The 694-nt window shown below is 32.7% G+C and carries 1 pseudogene; it reads right to left on the reverse strand.

Annotated elements, in window-relative coordinates:
- Nucleotides 1–338 precede the first annotated feature (338 nt).
- A pseudogene (locus tag GFC01_RS18920) lies at nucleotides 339–694 on the reverse strand (hypothetical protein); the annotation flags it as partial.

The following is a 694-nucleotide window of genomic DNA, read 5'->3' on the forward strand; positions in this document are numbered from 1 at the left end:
ATAAGACGCTGGCGTCCCTGGCAACACAGCCATATTGAACAGGCTAATCATAAAGGTTAAAGCAAAAGATATAATGAAAATCCTTCGAAATAATGTTGATTTTAACATTGTCACTTTACTTCCTCCTCAATATCTTTTCTATGGAAAAAATATTCTTTATTCATAGCATATATTCCGTCTTAAAATAAAAAGCCCTTAAGGGGCTTTTTATTTATGCAGTATAACCGATACTTGCAGTATGACCTCTCCTAGCTTCATCATGACTTGCTGTCACTTCAGATGTAAAATAACCAACAATACTGATGATACTAAACATCACGCATACGACTGTTAACGTTTTAAATTTCATACTGACAATCCCCCCGCTTCACTTGAGTTTGGAAATAAAGAATCTTTTCATAGAAATGCATTGCATTGTCTTTATCTCCCATTTCATTATAATATTTTGCAGCATCTTTTGCTAAATCTTCAAGATCAGGATATATTGACTTTATTTCTAGCGATTCCATTATTGTTTCCAACTGCTCAAAATTGTTGTCAACATATAGTGATCTTAAAAATTTGAATATCAATAACAGCACATGGTCTTTCAGCTTTTCAGATAGTTCTATGCCGTTATTTAAAGCATACTTACCTAAATCCTTTTCTTTCTTTTTGAAATAGGCTTTTGACAACATAATAAGCGGGTCTAAGA

This window comes from Desulfofundulus thermobenzoicus (genome assembly GCF_009428905.1).
In the GTDB taxonomy this organism is placed as follows: Bacteria; Bacillota; Desulfotomaculia; order Desulfotomaculales; family Desulfovirgulaceae; genus Desulfofundulus_A; species Desulfofundulus_A thermobenzoicus.